Origin of the sequence: Mycobacterium kiyosense (assembly GCA_021654635.1) — a bacterium.
Taxonomy (GTDB): domain Bacteria; phylum Actinomycetota; class Actinomycetes; order Mycobacteriales; family Mycobacteriaceae; genus Mycobacterium; species Mycobacterium kiyosense.
This window is the reverse complement of sequence record AP025179.1, coordinates 3,298,034-3,314,221: the sequence shown is the minus strand read 5'-3', so window position 1 is coordinate 3,314,221 and position 16,188 is coordinate 3,298,034. Positions and strand designations below refer to the sequence as shown.

Here is a 16,188-nt window from a genome sequence, read left to right as displayed (position 1 = left end):
TTCCCGCCCGAACGAAAATTCGGGGTTTGAACGCGACGTCATTGGGGTAACACCCGCCCGAATGCCAGGCGTCGACGGGAGATGGCTGTGTCGTTGGTAATCGATCCGGGACTGGTAGCGACGGCAACGGGTCAACTGGCTGATATCGGTGCCTCAATAGGTGAGACGGCGGCGGCAGCGTCGGCACCGACGACGCAGATCGCGGTCGCTGCCTCCGACGAAGTCTCCGCGGCGGTGGCGCGGCTCTTCGGCACGCTGGGAGCAGAATTTCAGCAGGCCAACGCCCAGGCCGCGGCATTTCACGCCGAGTTCGTCCGTGTTCTGAGTACCAGCGCGGCGGCGTATATCGGAGCTGAGATAGCCAACGCTGAGAAGCAGCTGCTGGACACATCGGCCGCAGCAGCCGCGACCGATCCACTCGGCGGATTACTCGGCAGCATTCTCGGAGGTGGAACCAGCACCAGCGGCACCGGCCTGGGCGGCCTGCTCGGCGGCTCCGGCGGGCTGCTGGACCCGATCCTCTTCGGTGGCACCGGCGGTCTGCTGGGCCCGCTCATCGGCGGCAACGGCGTGCTGACGTCGCTGGTCGGTAACGGGCCGTTCGGATCCATATTGAACTCGGCCGGGCAGCAATTCGGCGCCGGTATCTCCGCACTGATCGGCGGCACCGGCGGACAGTTCCTCACCGGCCAATTACAGGGGCTGGGCTCCCTGCTGTTCCCGGGACTCTTCCCGACCACCGGTGTAGTGACCACGGCCCCCGCCGTTGGCGGGGCGTGGCAGCAGCTGTTCATCAACACCGGCAACAATCTGGCCGCGCTAAATGCCGCGTTTGCCGCCGACCCGTTCCCGCTGCTGCGCCAGATCGTCGCCAACCAGCAGGGCTACGCGATGCAGATCGGCGCCGAATTGGCCTACGTCGCACAGCATCCTGCCCTCGTGGGGCAGGCGAGCTTGGCGTACCTGATGTCGGGCGGCCCGGCCTTGGCGGTGCAGACTGCCGTCAATGGCACGCTCAGCGGCACGGCGGGGAACTGGCAGACGCTCAGCACGTCATTCTCGGCTTTCAATCGGGATTTGTCGGCCAACCTGGCTCATTTCCCGTCGGACTGGGCGAAAGTCAACCAGGATCTGGCTACCGGCCAATACCATCTCGCGGTCACCGATGGGACGTCGGCGGTGCTCAACGTCTTCCTGAGTGGATTCGACACCCATAATCTGGCCGACATCAAGCTGGTGGGCCCGGTGGGAGACCTCTTCCCGGTGATCAGCCTGCCCGGCCAGAACCTGAGCGGCCTCAGCACCTTGATGCCGGCTCATTCCGTGCCCGCCCAGATGACCAACAACCTGGGCAGATTCTTTACCGCGCTGGCGGATACGAGCGTCTCGACAACAATCAGCGGAACAGTCAACCCCCCGGCACTGGTGCTGGGCGCGAACTTCGGCTTGCCGCTCTCACTCCTGTTCGGCGTCGCGGGGGCGCCGGTTGCCGGACTCAACGGGCTCGCCACCGCCGGAACGGTGATCGGGGGAGGCATCGCGACCGGAAACCCCGTCCAGGTGGCTGGCGGACTGGTCGACGCGCCGGCATATGTGTTGAACGGTCTACTCAACGGCGAGGCAATTGTGGATGTACCGCTGCCCGTCACGTTCGATGTTCCTATCCTCAGTACCCTCACCGGGCCCATCAACATTCCGGTCGTCGCGCACTTGCCCTTCAACGGCCTCCTTGTCCCGCCGCATGCCATCACGGCGACGGTGCCGATATCCGTGCTTGGGATCTCTATCCCGATCAACCTGACCTTGGGCGGGACGAAGTTCGGCGGGCTGTTCCAACTGTTGGCCAACACCGGATTCCGCACACTCGCCGACTCGATCGCTAACTGAGTAGATCTGCCCTATCCAGACGGGTGGTGCCGCGCTGCTTGGCGGCACCCGTTGGTCGAGCAGTGCCTAGCCGTTGATGTGCCTAGCCATTGTTGCTGCGCCACAAACGAATTCGCGGATCCCGCGGCCTGAGGTTTGCGGGGACGGCCACGGCACCAGAAGTCCGCGGTGGTTAGACCGACCAGACTTCCGGTGCCGCGCCGCTGGGGATCTTGTTGCTACGTCCCGACGGAAACGCCGATGCTGGCCTGCAGCGCCAGTTGGAGGTTGAGCAAGGCGTTGCTGAGCGAAACAGCGAGGTCGAGGGCGGTGTGGTTCAGCGCTGTCAGGATGGAACCGCCAGTTTGGGTGAGACCGGTGAGGGCACCTGCGAGGGTGGCTCCCAACACCCCACCGGTCTGGCCGAATCCCGACAGTCCTGCACCGATGCTGGCATTCAGCGCACCGCCCACCACGTTGCTGACCTGGGCGACGGCGTTCGCCCAGATGTTGGCCAGCGCCATCCCGGTCTGGCCGGTGCCGCTCAGTGCGGCAAGCAGGTTGTTGGTCAGACCTGCGCCAACCTGTGCCAGACCGGTCAACCCGGAACCGAAGGTGGCAGAGAGCGCCTGGCCGGCGTCCACCAGAGCTGAGACGGCACCGTTGATCGATCCCGACAGCGCCGCACCGATGTTCGCGCTGATGTTGGCGGTCAACGAAGCGTTCAGGCCGGCGAGGCTGGCGTTGATCATCGCGCTGAAGTTCGAAAGGCCGCCAGTGATGGCCGCATTCAAAGCCGGAAGCCCGGCGCTAAATGCTGTGTTGATGGCGGCGTTCAGGCTGCTCAGGCCTGTCCCAAAGGCTCCATTCAAGGCTGCGGAGATGGTCGTGAGCCCGTTGAGTCCGGCGCCGAAGCTGCTCGACAGGGCGTTGTTGAATGCCGCGTTGAGGGCGGGCAGACCCGCGCTCAGGGTGCCCGCCAGGGTCTGACCGGCGGTGATGAGGCCGTTCAAGCCGCCACTGAAGACACCGGTGATGGCTGGCAACCCGCCATTGATGGCGATGCTGAGTCCGTTGAGTCCGGTGGAGATGGCGCCATTGAACGCTGCAGACAATCCATTCAGCCCTACGCCCAGGCTTCCCGACAACGCTGCGTTCAGTGCAGCCGACAGTTCCGGCAGGTTTGGCAGCGTGGGCAGGGTGAAGGGGGCAGGGTGAAGGGGGCAGGGTCGGGAAGGTGAACGGCGGCAACGTCAATGACGGTAGTTGGGCTGCCAGGTTGGCGCCGAGGTTGATCAAGGTGTTGATACCGCCGGTGATGGCCCCACCGATGTTGGGCAGGGTGAACGGCGGCAGGGTGAAGGGGGCAGGGTCGGGAAGGTGAACGGCGGCAACGTCAATGACGGCAGCTGCGCTGCCAGGTTGGCGCCCAGGTTGACCAGCCCGCTGATACCGGCGTTGATCGCTCCACCGATGTTGGGCAGGGTGAACGGTGGCAGGGTGAACGGGGGCAGGCTCGGGAAGGTGAACGGCGGCAACGTCAATGACGGTAGTTGGGCTGCCAGGTTGGCGCCGAGGTTGATCAGGGTGTTGATACCGCCGGTGATGGCCCCGCCGATGTTGGGCAGGGTGAACGGCGGCAGGGTGAACGGGGGCAGGGTCGGGAAGGTGAACGGCGGCAACGTCAATGACGGCAGCTGCGCTGCCAGGTTGGCGCCCAGGTTGACCAGCCCGCTGATACCGGCGTTGATGGCCCCGCCGATGTTGGGCAGGGTGAACGGCGGCAGGGTGAACGGGGGCAGGCTCGGGAAGGTGAACGGCGGCAACGTCAATGACGGCAGCTGCGCCGCCAGGTTGATCAGGGTGTTGATGCCGCCGGTGATGGCCCCGCCGATGTTGGGCAGGGTGAACGGCGGCAGGGTGAACGGGGGCAGGGTCGGGAAGGTGAACGGCGGCAACGTCAATGACGGCAGCCGCGCTGCCAGGTTGACCAGCCCGCTGATACCGGCGTTGATCGCCCCACCGATGTTGGGCAGGCTGAACGGTGGCAGGGTGAAGGGGGCAGGGTCGGGAAGGTGAACGGCGGCAACGTCAATGACGGTAGTTGGGCTGCCAGGTTGGTGCCGAGGTTGATCAGGGTGTTGATACCGCCGGTGATCGCTCCACCGATGTTGGGCAGGGTGAACGGGGCAGGCTCGGGAGGGTGATCGGCGGCAGGGTGAAGCTGCCGGCCAGGGTTTGACCGAGCTGGATCAAGGTGTTCAGGCCGCCGTTGAAGGCGCCGGTCAGGGTGGCGCCCAGGGCCGGTAGGCCACCGGAGAAGGCGGCGTTGATGGCGGCGTTGAGCCCGTTGAGTCCGGTGGAGATAGCACCGCTTAGCGCCGCGGACAAACCGTTGAGGCTCAGGCTCAGGTTGCCCGACAGTGCTGCGTTGATGGCCAGGCTCAGGTCGGGCAGTCCGGGCAGCGTCGGGAAGGTGAAGGGGGGCAGGGTCGGGAAGGTGAACGGCGGCAACGTCAGTGAGGGCAGTTGCGCTGCCAGGGTGGCGCCCAGGTTGACCAACGTGTTGATGCCGCCGGTGATCGCCCCGCCGATGTTGGGCAGGGTGAACGGCGGCAGGGTCGGCAGCGTGAACGGCGGCAACGTCAACGGCGGCAGGTGCAGACTGCCGGCCAGGGTGATCAGGCTGTTGATCCCGGCGTTGATCGACCCACCAATGACCGCACCAATGTTGGGCAGCGAGGGCAGGGTGAACGGGGGCAGGGTCGGGAAGGTGAACGGCGGCAACGTCAATGACGGTAGTTGGGCTGCCAGGTTGGCGCCGAGGTTGATCAGGGTGTTGATACCGCCGGTGATGGCCCCACCGATGTTGGGCAGGGTGAACGGCGGCAGGGTGAACGGGGGCAGGCTGGGGAAGGTGAACGGCGGCAACGTCAACGACGGCAGCTGCGCTGCCAGGTTGGCGCCCAGGTTGACCAGCCCGCTGATACCGGCGTTGATGGCCCCGCCGATGTTGGGCAGGGTGAACGGCGGCAGGGTGAACGGGGGCAGGCTCGGGAAGGTGAACGGCGGCAACGTCAATGACGGCAGTTGCGCCGCCAGGTTGATCAGGTGTTGATGCCGCCGGTGATGGCCCCGCCGATGTTGGGCAGGGTGAACGGCGGCAGGGTGAACGGGGGCAGGGTCGGGAAGGTGAACGGCGGCAACGTCAATGACGGCAGCTGCGCTGCCAGGTTGACCAGCCCGCTGATACCGGCGTTGATCGCCCCTCCGATGTTGGGCAGGCTGAACGGTGGCAGGGTGAAGGGGGGCAGGGTCGGGAAGGTGAACGGCGGCAACGTCAATGACGGTAGTTGGGCTGCCAGGTTGGTGCCGAGGTTGATCAGGGTGTTGATACCGCCGGTGATCGCTCCACCGATGTTGGGCAGGGTGAACGGCGGCAGGCTCGGGAGGGTGATCGGCGGCAGGGTGAAGCTGCCGGCCAGGGTTTGACCGAGCTGGATCAAGGTGTTCAGGCCGCCGTTGAAGGCGCCGGTCAGGGTGGCGCCCAGGGCCGGTAGGCCACCGGAGAAGGCGGCGTTGATGGCGGCGTTGAGCCCGTTGAGTCCGGTGGAGATAGCACCGCTTAGCGCCGCGGACAAACCGTTGAGGCTCAGGCTCAGGTTGCCCGACAGTGCTGCGTTGATGGCCAGGCTCAGGTCGGGCAGTCCGGGCAGCGTCGGGAAGGTGAAGGGGGGCAGGGTCGGGAAGGTGAACGGCGGCAACGTCAGTGAGGGCAGTTGCGCTGCCAGGGTGGCGCCCAGGTTGACCAACGTGTTGATGCCGCCGGTGATCGCCCCGCCGATGTTGGGCAGGGTGAACGGCGGCAGGGTCGGCAGCGTGAACGGCGGCAACGTCAACGGCGGCAGGTGCAGACTGCCGGCCAGGGTGATCAGGCTGTTGATCCCGGCGTTGATCGACCCACCAATGACCGCACCAATGTTGGGCAGCGAGGGCAGGGTGAACGGGGGCAGGGTCGGGAAGGTGAACGGCGGCAACGTCAATGACGGTAGTTGGGCTGCCAGGTTGGCGCCGAGGTTGATCAGGGTGTTGATACCGCCGGTGATGGCCCCACCGATGTTGGGCAGGGTGAACGGCGGCAGGGTGAACGGGGGCAGGCTGGGGAAGGTGAACGGCGGCAACGTCAACGACGGCAGTTGGGCTGCCAGGTTGGCGCCCAGGTTGACCAGCCCGCTGATACCGGCGTTGATGGCCCCGCCGATGTTGGGCAGGGTGAACGGCGGCAGGGTGAACGGGGCAGGCTCGGGAAGGTGAACGGCGGCAACGTCAATGACGGCAGCTGCGCTGCCAGGTTGACCAGCCCGCTGATACCGGCATTGATCGCCCCACCAATGTTGGGCAAGGTGAACGGCGGCAGAGTCGGGAAAGTGAAGGGCGGCAGGGCAAATGGCGGCAGCGTGAAGCTGCCGGCCAGGTTGACCAGGCCGTTGATTCCCGCATCGATCGACCCGCTGATGATCGCACCCAGGTTCGGCAACGACGGGAACGTAAACGGCGGCAGCGTCGGGAATGTGAACGGCGGCAAAGTGAAATTGCCGGCCAGGTTGAGCAGTGTGTCCAGGCCACCCTGGAAAGCCCCGGCAATGTTGGCGCCCAGCGTCGGCAGAGCGCCCAGGGCCGCAGAGATGTTGGCAATCAAAAGCCCACCGGTTTGCCCGAGTTCAGCCAGGCTGGGCAGCATCGCATTGAAGTTGGCGGTCAGGCTGGCGGTCAAGGTGGCGCCAAGTGACCCGCTCAGCAGAGCCTCGAGGGCCGCATTGCCTTGCGCGGTCAGGCCGGCGCCGGTGACCGACAGCAGGGCGCCCGCGTTGCCGAGGGCAACCCCGGCATTGGTGATCAACTGCCCCGCCTGAGCCAAACCGGAGCCCAGCCCCGACGTGAGTGCACCGCCGGTCTGCAGCGCAAGTCCCGCTCCCAGGGTGGGCAGTGCGGTGAGTGCACGCAAAGCGGTCGCTGCGTTGAGACCCAATGAGCCTGTGCCGCTGATACTTCCGCCGATGCCGCCCAATCCGAATGCGGCGTTGAGGGCACCGCTGAACTGCGTTGCGAGGTTGCCGACGCCGATCTCGAAGGCGGTAACCAGTTGTCCGAGGTCGAGCAACGCGGACACGTTGAGTGCCTCCGCGGCTGCGTAGGCTGTGGCGCCCCGAGTCAGCAGCGCAACGAAATCTTCGTGATACGCGGTTGCTTGGGCATTGATGGCCTGGTACTCGCTGCCGAACGTGCCGAATAACTTGGCGATTGCCACCGACACCTCGTCTGCGGCGGCGGGTGCTACCTCGGTGGTAGCGCTCAGCGCCGCAGTGCTGATGTCGGCCAGTGTGGTGCGTATACCGGCTAGTTGCTCGGCAGCCGCCTCAACGATTTCAGGCACGATCAAAACAGACATGTCCATCTCCCCAAGATGACCCAAATGAACACGCTCTTGACTCGACGACGCCCGATCGTCAGCGAGGCAACACGTGCCGAATAAGTCCCCATCGTGGGGAGGGCTTAAACCCGATATCTCTAAGAAAATTTTGACGGCAATCTTAGGGTCTGTTCAGCCGGCGCTGTCCTACCTTTAGGCCGAAAACTAGTGCGGCAGAGAGCAACTGCTCCCCGACCTGCGCCGTCAAATACGCGCATTTTTGCGCGCATGTCGGCGTGTCCTGTTGACAGGTCACCAACCTGGGCAGTCTGGTGATCGCCAGACTGGCCGGGTTCTAAACCTGAGAATTAATTTGCATTAATCTGCATAACCATGCAACCATCTGCGGATGGTCGACGGAATCAGTGTGGCGGTCGCCGGCGCCAGCGGCTACGCGGGCGGCGAGATCCTCCGCCTGTTGCTCGGTCATCCGGCTTACGCGGAGGGTCGGCTGACCATAGGTGCGGTGACGGCCGCTGCGAGTGCGGGAACCATACTGGGCGAGCACCACCCGCACTTGGTGCCCCTGGCGCACCGCGTCGTCGAACCCACCGATCTAGCCGTGCTCACCGGCCACGACGTGGTTTTCCTGGCCTTGCCTCATGGGAATTCCGCGGCACTTGCCGCACAGCTCGGGCCGGAAACGCTCGTTATCGACTGCGGCGCAGACTTCCGCCTCACCGACGCTGCGGCCTGGGAGCGCTTCTACGGCATGCCCCACGCCGGAAGCTGGCCCTACGGCCTGCCGGAGTTGCCGGGCGGACGGGACAAGCTGCGCACCGCGCGCCGCATAGCGGTTCCTGGCTGCTATCCGACCGCGGCGCTGCTGGCCCTGCTGCCCGCTGTGGCCGAGGACCTGATCGAGCCCGCGGTCAACGTCGTCGCGGTCAGCGGTACGTCCGGCGCCGGACGTGCGGCCAAAACCGACTTGCTCGGCTCCGAGATCATCGGCTCGGCCCGCGCCTACAACATAGGTGGGGTGCATCGGCACACCCCCGAGATCGCCCAAGGTCTGCGGGCCGTCACCGACCGCGACGTCACGGTGTCCTTCACGCCGGTTCTGATCCCGGCATCGCGCGGCATCCTGGCCACCTGCACCGCGCGCACTCGCGCGTCGATCTCGCAGCTGCGAGCAGCCTACGAAAAAGCGTATGACGCGGAGCCCTTCATCTATTTGATGCCGGACGGGCAGTTGCCGCGCACCGGGTCCGTCATCGGCAGCAACGTGGCGCATATTGCGGTCGCGGTGGACGAGGACGCCGCAACGTTCGTCGCGATCGCCGCGATCGACAACCTGGTCAAGGGCACGGCTGGTGCAGCGGTGCAGTCGATGAACCTCGCACTCGACTGGTCCGAGACGGCAGGGCTATCGGTGGTGGGAGTCGCGCCATGACCGAAATCGTCGACACGACAAGGTTGGTGCGTGCTCAGGGGGTCACTGCGCCGGCGGGGTTTCGCGCCGCAGGTATTGCTGCTGGTATCAAGGCGTCCGGAGCGCCTGATCTGGCTATGGTCTTCAACGAGGGCCCTGATTACGCCGCGGCTGGCGTCTTCACCCGTAATAAAGTCAAGGCCGCGCCGGTGCTGTGGACCCAGCAGGTGCTGAGTACCGGGCGGTTGCGTGCGGTGATCCTCAATTCTGGCGGCGCAAACGCCTGTACTGGACCGGGTGGCTTTCAGGACACCCATGCCACCGCGGAGGCGGTTGCTGCGGCGTTGTCGGACTGGGGAACCGAGACTGGGGCAATCGAAGTTGCCGTTTGCTCCACCGGCTTGATCGGCGACCGGCTGCCAATGGACAAGGTGCTGGCCGGGGTCAGCGATCTCGTGCATGAGATGCACGGGGGTCTCAGCGGCGGCGACGAGGCCGCGCACGCCATCATGACCACCGATACGGTCCCCAAACAGGTTGCGCTGCACCATAAAGACAATTGGACGGTTGGCGGTATGGCCAAAGGTGCCGGGATGCTGGCGCCATCATTGGCCACCATGTTGTGCGTGATCACCACCGATGCCGTCGCTGAACCGTCGGCGCTCGACCAGGCGCTGCGGCGCGCGGCCGCACGCACCTTCGACCGCCTCGACGTCGACGGGAGTTGCTCCACCAACGACACCGTTTTGTTGCTGGCATCGGGGGCCAGTGAAATCGCGCCGAGCCAAACGGATCTCGACGACGCCGTGCTGCGGGTCTGTGACGATCTATGCGCCCAGTTGCAGGCGGACGCCGAAGGTGTCACCAAGCGTGTCACGATAACGGTGAAAGGCGCTGTCACAGAAGATGATGCGCTGATCGCTGCACGCGTCATCGCTCGCGACAGCCTGGTGAAGACCGCACTTTTCGGGTCCGACCCGAACTGGGGCCGGGTGCTCGCGGCTGTCGGAATGGCGCCCGTCGCGATGGAGGTCGACCGAATCACCGTCTCGTTCAACGATTTCGTCGTGTACTCCGACGGAGCCGGGGCCCCTGGTGCACGCGAAGTGGATCTGTCAGGCACTGACATCCACATCGTCGTGGATCTGGCCGTCGGGCAAGGTGCGGCGTCCGTCCGGACCACCGACCTGTCGCACGGTTACGTCGAAGAGAATTCCGCGTACAGCTCATGACCGCGAATACGGATGCGTTGTCCACCCAGGTCAAGGCGCAAGTGCTCGCCGAGGCGCTGCCATGGCTCAAGCAGTTGCACGGCAAGATCGTCGTCGTCAAATATGGTGGCCACGCGATGACCGACGAGTCGCTGCGCCGGGCGTTCGCCGCGGACATGGCGTTTCTGCGCAACTGCGGCATCCATCCGGTTGTCGTGCACGGGGGTGGCCCGCAGATCACCGCCATGTTGCGCCGGCTGGGTATCGAGGGCGACTTCAAGGGCGGATTCCGGGTGACCACGCCCGAAGTGCTCGACGTCGCGCGAATGGTGCTGTTCGGTCAGGTGGGTCGCGAGCTGGTCAACCTCATCAACGCGCACGGACCGTACGCCGTCGGCATCACCGGCGAAGATGCGCAACTTTTCACCGCCGTACGGCGCAGCGTCACCGTCGACGGCGTCGACACCGACATCGGTCTGGTCGGCGATGTCGAGTTGGTGAACACCGCTGCGGTCTTGGATCTCATTGCAGCGCGCCGTATTCCGGTGGTATCGACGCTGGCGCCCGACGTCGACGGCGTAGTGCACAACATCAACGCCGATACCGCAGCAGCGGCGCTGGCGGAAGCCTTGGGCGCCGAGAAGCTGTTGATGCTCACCGATGTCGAAGGCCTCTACACCAGTTGGCCCGACCGCACCTCGCTGGTCAGCGAAATCGATACGGCCACTTTGGCGCAACTGCTGCCCAGACTGGAGACGGGAATGATTCCCAAAGTCGAGGCGTGCCTGCGGGCCGTCACCGCCGGCGTGCCCAGCGCGCACGTCATCGACGGGCGGGTCGAACATTGCGTGCTGGTGGAGCTGTTCACCAATGCCGGGACCGGAACCAAAGTGGTGCCGGTATGACTCACCCCACCAAAACTCAAGAACTGCAGCAGCGTTGGCAGTCGGTGATGATGAACAACTACGGCACGCCGCCGCTGGCCTTGGTCAGCGGCGTCGGAGCCGTCGTGACCGACGCAGACGGCAACACCTACGTCGACCTGCTCGGTGGCATCGCGGTCAATGTGCTCGGTCACCGGCACCCGGCGGTGATCGAGGCCGTCACCCAGCAGATGTCGACGCTGGGCCACACTTCCAACCTGTACGCCACTGAGCCCGGCATCGCCTTGGCCGAGCAACTCGTGGCGCTGCTCGGTGTCGATACTCAAGCGCGCGTCTTTTTCTGCAACTCCGGAACCGAAGCGAACGAGGTGGCTTTCAAGCTGACCCGGCTCACCGGCCGGACAAAAATCGTTGCAGCACAAGAAGCATTCCACGGCCGCACGATGGGTTCACTGGCGCTGACCGGACAGCCGTCCAAACAGGCGCCGTTCGAACCGCTGCCCGGCTACGTAACCCACGTTCGGTACGGCGACGCCTACGCGCTCGACAAGGCAGTCGACGACGAAACAGCCGCGGTGTTTCTGGAGCCGATCATGGGCGAGAGCGGGGTCGTCGTTCCGCCCGAGGGCTACCTCGCCGCGGCCCGCGAAATCACCTCCCGGCACGGTGCTTTGCTGGTTCTGGACGAGGTGCAGACCGGGATGGGGCGCACCGGGACGTTTTACGCGCACCAGCACGACGGAATCACCCCCCGACGTGGTGACGCTGGCCAAGGGTCTCGGTGGCGGGTTGCCGATCGGGGCGGCCATCGCGATCGGCCCGGCCGCGGACCTGTTCACCCCCGGCCTGCACGGCAGTACCTTCGGCGGCAACCCGGTGTGCACGGCGGCGGCGTTGGCGGTACTGAAGGTGTTGTCTGACGACGACCTGGTGCGCGGCGCCGACGTCAAGGGCAAATCCCCTCAAACACGGCATCGAAGCGCTGGGTCATCCGCTGATCGACTACGTGCGGGGCAGGGGACTGCTGCAGGGCATCGTGCTGACCGCCCCGCGCGCTAAGGACGCCGAGGTGGCCGCCCGGGACGCCGGCTACCTGGTTAATGCGGCCGCGCCCAACGTCATTCGGCTGGCTCCACCGCTGATCGTCGCCGAGTCGCAACTCGACGGCTTCGTCGCGGCGCTACCGGGAATCCTCGATGCGGCGGCGGCCACATGATCAGACACTTCCTGCGCGACGACGACCTCACCCCGGCCGAGCAAGCCGAGGTCCTCGAACTGGCTGCCGCACTCAAGAAGAATCCCTTCAGCCGTCGGCCGCTGGAGGGCCCGAGAGGGGTCGCGGTCATCTTCGACAAGAACTCCACCCGCACCCGGTTTTCCTTCGAGATGGGCATCGCCCAACTCGGCGGCCACGCGGTCGTCGTCGACGGGCGCAGCACCCAGCTCGGCCGTGACGAGACCCTGGAGGACACCGCCAGGGTGCTGTCCCGCTTCGTCGATGCCATCGTGTGGCGCACCTTCGGACAGGACCGTTTGACCGCGATGGCCTCGGCCGGTTCGGTGCCCGTGGTCAACGCCCTCTCCGATGAATTTCATCCCTGCCAGGTGCTGGCCGATCTGCAGACGATCGCTGAACGCAAAGGCACGCTCAAGGGCCTGAAGATGACCTATCTCGGCGACGGCGCCAACAACATGGCCCACTTCCCTGATGCTGGGTGGGGTGACCGCGGGGAATGCACGTCACTGTTGCTGCGCCAGAGGGCTTTACACCGGATCCGGGTGTGGTGGCAGCGGCCGAGCGGCGTGCCCAGCAGACCGGCGCTTCGGTCGCCCTGACCACCGACCCCGACGCGTCCGCTGCCGGGGCCGACGTGTTGGTCACCGACACCTGGACGTCGATGGGACAGGAGGGCGACGGCCTGGATCGCGTCGAACCGTTCCGGCCGTTCCAGGTCAATCAGCGGCTGCTCAGGCTGGCCGATCCCGAAGTCATTGTGCTGCACTGCCTTCCGGCGCACCGCGGCGACGAAATCACCGACGAGGTGATGGACGGCCCGGCCAGTGCGGTGTGGGACGAGGCCGAGAACCGGCTGCACGCCCAGAAGGCGTTGTTGGTGTGGCTGCTGGAAAGGTCGCGATGACACGCGCCGACGGCGGGGCCAAAGCGGCACCTGAGATCAGCGGCAACCGTGCCGGCCGGCAGGCCCGCATCGTCACGATCCTGTCCACCGCAGCGGTGCGCAGCCAGAGCGAGTTGGCGGCCCGGCTGGCCGCCGACGGCATCGAGGTCACCCAAGCGACGCTGTCGCGTGATCTCGAGGAACTCGGCGCGGTCAAGTTGCGCGGGGCCGACGGCGGAGTCGGCGTCTACGTGGTGCCCGAGGACGGCAGCCCGGTGCGCGGCGTCGCCGGCGGCACCGGCCGGCTGTCCCGGCTGCTGGGCGAATTGCTGGTCTCCACCGACGCCAGCGCAAACCTCGCCGTGCTGCGCACCCCGCCCGGCGGGGCACACTATCTGGCCAGCGCAATCGACCGGGCCGCGTTACCGTACGTCGTCGGCACCATCGCCGGTGATGACACGGTGTTCGTGGCCGCTCGCGAGCCCATGACCGGCGCGGAGCTGGCCACAGCTTTAGAAGACCTGAAGTAGCCCCCAAACCAGCTACCCCGAGCACAAGGAGAACTTTTCATGTCAGAACGCGTCATCCTGGCGTATTCCGGCGGTCTGGACACCTCGGTGGCCATCAGCTGGATCGGCAAGGAGACCGGCCGCGAGGTCGTCGCGGTGGCGATCGACCTCGGTCAGGGCGGCGAGGACATGGAGGTCGTCCGGCAACGGGCGTTGGACTGCGGCGCCGTGGAGGCTGTCGTCGTCGACGCCCGGGACGAGTTCGCCGAAGGCTACTGTCTGCCCACCATCCTCAACAACGCGTTGTACATGGACCGCTACCCGTTGGTGTCGGCGATCAGCCGGCCGCTGATCGTCAAGCATCTGGTGGCCGCCGCCCGCGAGCACGGTGGCAGCATCGTCTCGCACGGCTGCACCGGTAAGGGCAACGACCAGGTTCGCTTCGAGGTCGGATTCGCTTCGCTGGCACCGGATCTCGAGGTGCTGGCGCCGGTCCGCGACTACGCGTGGACGCGGGAGAAGGCCATCGCCTTCGCCGAGGAGAACGGCATCCCGATCAACGTCACCAAGCGTTCGCCGTTCTCCATCGACCAGAACGTGTGTGGGGTCGCGCGGTGGAGACGGGTTTCCTCGAGCACCTGTGGAACGCCCCCACCAAGGACGTCTACGACTACACCGAGGACCCGACCGTCAACTGGAACACCCCCCGACGAGGTGATCGTCGGCTTCGAGAAGGGCGTGCCGGTCGCCATCGACGGCAAGCGGGTGTCGGTGCTGCAGGCCATCACCGAGCTCAATCGCCGGGCCGGCGCGCAGGGCGTCGGGCGACTCGACGTCGTCGAGGACCGGCTGGTGGGTATCAAGAGCCGCGAGATCTACGAAGCGCCCGGCGCGATGGTGCTCATCACCGCGCACACCGAGCTCGAGCATGTCACCCTCGAGCGCGAGTTGGGCCGGTTCAAGCGCCAGACCGATCAGCGCTGGGCGGAGTTGGTGTACGACGGGCTCTGGTACTCGCCGCTGAAAGTCGCCCTGGAGAGCTTCGTCGCCAAGACGCAGGAGCATGTCACCGGCGAGATCCGGCTGGTCCTGCACGGCGGCCACATCGCGGTCAACGGCCGGCGCAGCCCCGAATCGCTGTACGACTTCAACCTGGCGACCTACGACGAGGGCGACACCTTCGACCAGTCGATGTCCAAGGGTTTCGTCTACGTGCACGGGTTGTCGTCGAAGTTGTCGGCCCGCCGGGACCTGCGGTGACTCTCCATCGGTTCGGCCAACCGAAATGAGCACCAACGAAGGGTCGCTGTGGGGCGGCCGGTTCGCCGGCGGTCCCGCCGACGCGCTCGCCGCGCTGAGCAAGTCCACCCACTTCGACTGGGTGCTGGCGCCCTACGACATCACCGCGTCCCGCGCCCACACCGTGGTCCTGTATGCGGCCGGGCTGCTCACCGAGGAGCAGCGCGACGGGTTGCTGGCCGGGCTGGACAGCCTGGCCGAGGACGTCGCCGACGGCAGTTTCGGTCCGCTGGTCACCGACGAGGACGTGCATGCCGCGCTGGAACGCGGGCTGATCGACCGCGTCGGGCCGGAGCTGGTGGCCGGTTGCGGGCCGGACGCTCCCGCAACGACCAGGTCGCGACCCTGTTCCGGATGTGGCTGCGCGACGCGGTGCGCCGGGTCGCCGACGGCGTATTCGACCTGATCGGCGCGCTGGCCGACCAGGCTGCCGCCCACCCCGACGCGATCATGCCCGGTAAGACGCATCTGCAGTCCGCGCAGCCGATCCTGCTGGCACATCACCTGCTCGCCCATGCCCAGCCGTTGTTGCGGGACGTGGACCGGATCGTCGACTTCGATAAGCGTGCGGCGATCTCCCCGTACGGTTCGGGTGCCCTGGCGGGTTCGTCGTTGGGCCTGGACCCCGACGCGATAGCCGCGAACCTGGGCTTTTCGGCCGCGGCGGACAATTCGGTGGACGCGACCGCGGCCCGTGACTTCGCCGCCGAGGCGGCATTCGTGTTCGCGATGATCGCCGTCGACCTGTCCCGGCTGGCTGAGGACATCATCATCTGGAGTTCGACGGAGTTCGGCTACGTCACCTTGCACGACTCGTGGTCGACCGGCAGCTCGATCATGCCGCAGAAGAAGAACCCTGATATCGCCGAACTGGCCCGCGGCAAGTCCGGCCGCCTGATCGGAAACCTGGCCGGCCTGCTCGCCACGCTGAAGGCCCAGCCCCTGGCCTACAACCGTGACCTGCAGGAAGACAAGGAGCCGGTGTTCGACTCGGTGGCGCAGCTGGAGCTGGTGCTGCCGGCGATGGCGGGGCTGGTGGGCAGCCTGACCTTCCATGTGGAGCGGATGGCGGCGCTGGCGCCGGCCGGCTACACATTAGCCACCGATATCGCCGAATGGCTTGTGCGGCAAGGTGTTCCGTTTCGGTCCGCGCACGAGGCCGCCGGTGCCGCGGTGCGTGCCGCCGAACAGCGCGGCATCGGGCTGCAGGAGCTGACCGACGACGAGCTCGCCGCGATCAGCCCACAGCTCACCCCCGACGTCCGCGACGTGCTGACCATCGAGGGGTCGGTGTTGTCCCGCGATGCCCGGGGCGGAACGGCGCCGAGTCAGGTGGCCCGGCAGCTGGCCACGCTGAGGTCGGCAGCCGATCGATTACGCAGCCAACTGCGGCGCTGAGGCGCGGTCGGCGTCCTTTGCCGGTCAAACTGGAACAATTAAACTTCGACGCTTCAGCG

The 16,188-nt window shown here is 66.2% G+C and carries 11 protein-coding genes and 3 pseudogenes; 9 read left to right on the top strand and 5 right to left on the bottom strand.

Going from position 1 to position 16,188, the window contains the following annotated elements:
* Positions 1-87: 87 nt before the first annotated feature.
* Entirely contained in the window at positions 88-1,887 is a 1,800-nt protein-coding gene (locus tag L6444_RS15555) for a PE family protein (RefSeq protein ID WP_236975160.1), read from the top strand.
* A gap of 218 nt (positions 1,888-2,105) precedes the next feature.
* Here L6444_RS15555 and L6444_RS15550 read toward each other — a convergent pair whose 3' ends face one another.
* The 5 genes from L6444_RS15550 to L6444_RS15530 form a co-directional block, all read right to left on the bottom strand.
* Positions 2,106-2,981 (bottom strand): hypothetical protein, encoded by an 876-nt coding sequence (locus L6444_RS15550; RefSeq protein WP_236975151.1) that lies wholly within the window; start codon positions 2,979-2,981, stop codon positions 2,106-2,108.
* A 180-nt stretch (positions 2,982-3,161) separates the two neighbouring features.
* The gene (locus L6444_RS15545) at positions 3,162-3,830 is read right to left on the bottom strand and encodes a hypothetical protein (protein ID WP_236975149.1); all 669 of its coding nucleotides are present in this window, start codon (positions 3,828-3,830) and stop codon (positions 3,162-3,164) included.
* 169 nt (positions 3,831-3,999) lie between these two features.
* The gene (locus L6444_RS15540) at positions 4,000-4,947 is read right to left on the bottom strand and encodes a hypothetical protein (RefSeq protein ID WP_236975147.1); all 948 of its coding nucleotides are present in this window, start codon (positions 4,945-4,947) and stop codon (positions 4,000-4,002) included.
* A 26-nt stretch (positions 4,948-4,973) separates the two neighbouring features.
* The gene (locus tag L6444_RS15535; protein ID WP_236975137.1) at positions 4,974-6,053 is read right to left on the bottom strand and encodes a hypothetical protein; all 1,080 of its coding nucleotides are present in this window, start codon (positions 6,051-6,053) and stop codon (positions 4,974-4,976) included.
* Positions 6,050-7,315, bottom strand: a complete 1,266-nt coding sequence (locus tag L6444_RS15530; protein ID WP_236975135.1) for a PE family protein — start codon at positions 7,313-7,315, stop codon at positions 6,050-6,052. The genes L6444_RS15535 and L6444_RS15530 overlap by 4 nt, the downstream gene beginning before the upstream one ends.
* Before the next feature lie 370 nt (positions 7,316-7,685).
* Between L6444_RS15530 and argC the strand changes: the two genes are divergently transcribed.
* From argC to argH, 8 genes and pseudogenes are all read left to right on the top strand, one after another.
* Positions 7,686-8,729 (top strand): N-acetyl-gamma-glutamyl-phosphate reductase, encoded by a 1,044-nt coding sequence (argC, locus tag L6444_RS15525; protein WP_236975133.1) that lies wholly within the window; start codon positions 7,686-7,688, stop codon positions 8,727-8,729.
* Positions 8,726-9,940 carry a bifunctional glutamate N-acetyltransferase/amino-acid acetyltransferase ArgJ gene (gene argJ / locus L6444_RS15520; protein WP_236975131.1) on the top strand — a complete coding sequence of 405 codons (1,215 nt, stop codon included), beginning with the start codon at positions 8,726-8,728 and terminating at the stop codon, positions 9,938-9,940. Before argC ends, argJ begins: the two co-directional genes overlap by 4 nt.
* Positions 9,937-10,824, top strand: a complete 888-nt coding sequence (argB, locus tag L6444_RS15515) for an acetylglutamate kinase (protein ID WP_236975122.1) — start codon at positions 9,937-9,939, stop codon at positions 10,822-10,824. The genes argJ and argB overlap by 4 nt, the downstream gene beginning before the upstream one ends.
* A pseudogene (locus L6444_RS15510) lies at positions 10,821-12,019 on the top strand (acetylornithine transaminase). The gene argB and the pseudogene L6444_RS15510 overlap by 4 nt, the downstream one beginning before the upstream one ends.
* Positions 12,016-12,944: pseudogene (gene argF / locus L6444_RS15505) on the top strand (ornithine carbamoyltransferase). The pseudogenes L6444_RS15510 and argF overlap by 4 nt, the downstream one beginning before the upstream one ends.
* Positions 12,941-13,453: an arginine repressor gene (locus L6444_RS15500; protein WP_236975120.1), complete on the top strand. Its 513-nt coding sequence runs from the start codon at positions 12,941-12,943 to the stop codon at positions 13,451-13,453. The pseudogene argF and the gene L6444_RS15500 overlap by 4 nt, the downstream one beginning before the upstream one ends.
* Positions 13,454-13,492: 39 nt before the next feature.
* Positions 13,493-14,692, top strand: coding sequence for an argininosuccinate synthase (locus L6444_RS15495; RefSeq protein ID WP_236975118.1), 1,200 nt, complete (start codon positions 13,493-13,495; stop codon positions 14,690-14,692).
* Between the two features lie 25 nt (positions 14,693-14,717).
* A pseudogene (argH, locus tag L6444_RS15490) lies at positions 14,718-16,129 on the top strand (argininosuccinate lyase).
* Positions 16,130-16,188 lie beyond the last annotated feature (59 nt).